The 3,791-nt window shown below is 61.9% G+C and carries 2 protein-coding genes and 3 pseudogenes; 3 read left to right on the top strand and 2 right to left on the bottom strand.

Annotated elements, in window-relative coordinates:
• Nucleotides 1–228 (top strand): annotated as a pseudogene (locus Y705_RS22870) (transposase); the annotation flags it as partial.
• 14 nt (nt 229–242) lie between these two features.
• On the opposite strand, the gene Y705_RS0101430 reads toward Y705_RS22870, so the two are convergent.
• Entirely contained in the window at nt 243–1,460 is a 1,218-nt protein-coding gene (locus tag Y705_RS0101430) for an IS110 family RNA-guided transposase (protein WP_049822095.1), read from the bottom strand.
• 135 nt (nt 1,461–1,595) lie between these two features.
• On the opposite strand from Y705_RS0101430, the pseudogene Y705_RS16455 reads away from it, so the two are divergent.
• Nucleotides 1,596–2,174 (top strand): annotated as a pseudogene (locus tag Y705_RS16455) (IS30 family transposase); the annotation flags it as partial.
• A gap of 37 nt (nt 2,175–2,211) precedes the next feature.
• Here the strand turns inward: Y705_RS16455 and Y705_RS0101420 are convergent.
• Nucleotides 2,212–3,012, bottom strand: a pseudogene (locus tag Y705_RS0101420) (SDR family NAD(P)-dependent oxidoreductase).
• Nucleotides 3,013–3,091: 79 nt separating this feature from the next.
• On the opposite strand from Y705_RS0101420, the gene Y705_RS16450 reads away from it, so the two are divergent.
• Nucleotides 3,092–3,673, top strand: a complete 582-nt coding sequence (locus Y705_RS16450; RefSeq protein ID WP_049822093.1) for a TetR/AcrR family transcriptional regulator — start codon at nt 3,092–3,094, stop codon at nt 3,671–3,673.
• Nucleotides 3,674–3,791: the final 118 nt, after the last annotated feature.

Here is a 3,791-nt window from a genome sequence, read left to right as displayed (position 1 = left end):
GACCGGCAGGAGTTGCAAGTGAGTTCCGAAACGATCTACCAGGCCCTGTACGTCCAAGGGCGCGGCCATTTACGCGCTGACCTGCACCAACACCTGCGCACAGGTCGTGCCGTGAGGCGTCCCAGACGCCCGGGTGCAGTGAAGGGTTCAGGCAAGATCCCGGACATGATCCTCATTAGTGAACGCCCTGCCGACGTCGCTGACCGCGCCGTGCCCGGTCACTGGGAATCTCAATGCTGTTGTCAAGCGGCCTGGAGGGTCGCGGGGATTGGTTCTTGGTAGGGGGTGTGGTCGCGGAGCATGGCCCAGATGACGTTAATGCGGCGGCGGGCGAGGGCGATGAGTGCTTGTTTGTGTGACTTTCCCTCGGCTCGTTTCCGGTCGTAGAAGGTTCTGGATGCTGGACTGTTTTTCAGGCTGGAGAGGGCCGCGAGGTAGCAGGTGCGTAAGAGTCGGCGGTTGAAGCGGCGGGGCCGGTGGAGGTTGCCGCTGATACGACCGGAGTCCCGGGGTACGGGTGCGAGTCCGGCGACGCAGGCCAGCCGGTCCACGGTGTCGAACGCCTTGAGGTTCCCGCCGATATTGGCCAGGAACGTCGCAGCCAAAATGGGCCCGAACCCAGGCATGCTCAACAGGACATCGGCGTCGGCGTGTTGCCGAAACAGGTCCGTGATCTGGGCGTCGACTTCAGCGATCTCCGCATCAAGAGCGCTGATCTGTTCGGCCAGTCGGGCGACCAGCGCCGAGCCCATGGATTGGGCAGGTAGGACCGTGTGCTGGGAGTCCGCGGCCTCCATTGCTTTCTGCGCCATGGCGGCGCTGTTACGGCACCGGTGCTTCTTGAGCCAGTTCGTGAGCCGGACCAGTCCTATCCGCCGGATACCCTCGGCTGTCTGACAGCGACTGAGGAGGATCAAGGGGGCTTTCTTGGAGTAGTCGAACGCCCGCTCCAGGGCAGGGAAGTACTCGAGCATGGTGGCCCTAAGCCGGTTGATGCTCCTCACCCGGTCATAGACGAGGTCTGTGCGTCGGGATGTGAGGAGGCTCAGGTCGACGCTGATCTGATCGGCGCCGCGGACCGGTTGCAGGTCGGTTCGCATGCGGGCCTGGTCCGCGATGATCCGGGCGTCTTTCGCGTCGGTTTTCCCATCCCCACGGTACGTCGCCGCCGCATGATGGACGATCCTGCCCGGGATATAAAGCAGGTGCTGACCATGGCCGGCGAGCAACGCGATCAACAGGGCCGCGCCGCCGGCGTTCAGATCCGTCGCCCAACAGACGTCACCATCGGCACGACCATTGCTTTCATCAGCGAGGTCCAACACCCTCGCGATGAGCTCCAGCAGGGCTGTCTCATCGTTCTCCACCTTCTGCGAGAGCAGGATCGTTCCTGCCTGGTTGATCACCACACAGTGGTGCGCTCTTTTCCCTGCATCAATGCCCGCCCATACCGTCGCCATCATCAACCCTTTCACCTAGTAGCAACCAGAGGCCCTGTCGATAACCGCGCCGGCACGTCCTTACCCAGCGATCAATGTCGCAACTCTCAATCAGCGGTCCAGTTATCGGACGGGCAGCAGGCGGCCATTCCCAGTAAGCCGTCCAAGCAACAAGGAGATCTCAGCCATACCCGCCGCCCGAGGGTGATCGACACACTACGACAGCCCCGAAATCACCCACCACAACAACGTAAGGAGGGCGATCTAGTGCTGGGCTCGAACTGCCGGTCCGCTATCGCCACCCTCGTGGAACGCCAGACACGGTTCACGATGCTCATCCATTTACCAGGCGATCACAGCGCCATCACCGTCAGGGATGGCCTGCTGGCCGCCATCAAAACCCTCCCGGCGCACCTAGCCAAGTCGTTGACGTGGGATCAGGGAACCGAGCTGGCTCAGCACCGGCAAATTACCATGGCTACGAAAATGGCGATCTACTTCTGCGATCCTCACTCGCCGTGGCAGCGCGGCTCCAACGAAAACACCAACGGTTTGCTGCGCCAGTATTTCCCGAAGGGCACAGACCTTTCCGTCCACTCACCCCAGCGGTTGCTCGAGGTCGCTACCGAACTCAACGACCGGCCGCGCAAAACCCTCGGCGGCATCACCCCCGCGCACGCCATGCAACAACTACTATTCGAACCAGGAAACCCCACCGTTGCAACGACCGCTTGAATTCACCGATCCTCAATCCAGACGGTTGTGATTTTAGTCATCGACCGCAGAATCGGGGGTCCCGCTCGTAATCCTTACGACGGAGTGTCAGCGCTGCCTCCACCTGCCCCGGAGCGTCTTCGCCAATTAGCAGCCGGAGTCTCGGATCGTCGAGCTCTGCTACATGCGCGAGAATCGCAGCCGCCACATCCTCCGGAGATGTTCCCCCGCCGGCTCCCCCTGCTGGCCAAGGCACGGTCGCAGTGCCGAACAACTCGATCCGTAGCCCGTCATAAGCGGCGATCGGTGAACTGAATTGCATGCTCCCGCCGGCCCAGTCCGTGTCGATCGCTCCGGGCTCGGCCAGGGTCACACGGATACCGAAGCGACCGACCTCGGCCGCCATCGCCTCACTGAACCCCTCGAGGCCCAACTTCGCTAAGTTGTAGAGCCCCAATGTCGGCATGGTACCCACGGCCCCGACTGTCGAGATTTGAACGATGTGCCCACTTCCCTAGTTGCGCATGACCGGTATCACGGCCTGACTAAGCCACAGTGGACCGAGAAGATCAGTGTCGATGATGGTGCGCCCTTCTTCCTCGGTGGCTTCTTCCACCGCGCCGATAAGGCCGTACCCGGCGTTGTTGACGAGGACGTCGAGCCGACCGAATTTGGCCACGGCCTGCGTAACCGCGGCGAAGGCACCGAGCCGGTCGCGGACATCGAGTTGATGAACGGCCAGGCGCTCGTGTTCCGGGAGGGAGTGCGCGCCTCGCACGGTTGCAACCACGGCGTGGCCTGCTTCAAGCGCGGCGATGGCCAGGGCGCGGCCTAGCCCACGGTTCGCTCCGGTGATCATCCAGGTTTGTGGTGAATTCATGCGTCCACCATAGCGCGAACTGGACGCATCGTCTCGTTTTTTCCGATACTGTTTGGAAATGGCACGACCAAAAACCCGAACTCAGGTCCACGACGCGGTACTCGCTCTCGCCGGGGAGGGCGGCTTCGGAAACATCACGATGGAAGGTGTAGCAATGCGTGCGGGAGTGAGTAAGCAAACGCTGTACCGCTCATGGCCATCGACCGGCGCGATCCTTTTTGACGCGCTCCTCATTCGGAGCGTCACCGCAGACGGCGTGGTCGTCGTGCCCAACTCGGGTGATCTGGCGGCGGACCTGGAATCGCTCGTCACTGCGACAATTGCAGAGTTGACCGACCCGACGCAGGAACGTTTTCTACGAGCGGTTACCGCCGACATACAGACCGACGAAGTTCTTGCCGCTCAATTTCACGATCTGCTCCTGACGCCGCAACTCAGAGGTATTTCTGACCGATTAGAACGAGGAAGCATCGCTGACCCGGACGCGGCCGCGGAGCTCCTATTGGGCCCCATACTTCACCGTTGGCTGCTGCGTACCCGAGCTTTCGAGCCCGGATGGGCTGCCGAACATGTTCAACGCGTGCTTCGAGCTACCGCAACTTGTACAGCACAGGTACCGCCACTTGCCGGCGGTCAGTGAACAACCCTGTCGGCGACCCCCGGCGGCGCTTATCAAACAGGCTTACCTACGCTCATCTGCGAAGGGCCCGATGAGGGATATCCGGCCGTATGCGGCGGGAACAGAGCCAACCGCCCTC

It is taken from the genome of Arthrobacter sp. H41 (genome assembly GCF_000520535.1).
GTDB lineage: Bacteria > Actinomycetota > Actinomycetes > Actinomycetales > Micrococcaceae > Arthrobacter_D.
This window is presented reverse-complemented; position numbering and strand designations above follow the sequence as displayed.

Coding starts and splice junctions, on each gene's coding strand:
- Y705_RS0101430 (WP_049822095.1), bottom strand. CDS start 1,460: ATGGCGACGGTATGGGCGGGCATTGATGCAGGGAAAAGAGCGCACCAC.
- Y705_RS16450 (WP_049822093.1), top strand. CDS start 3,092: ATGGCACGACCAAAAACCCGAACTCAGGTCCACGACGCGGTACTCGCT.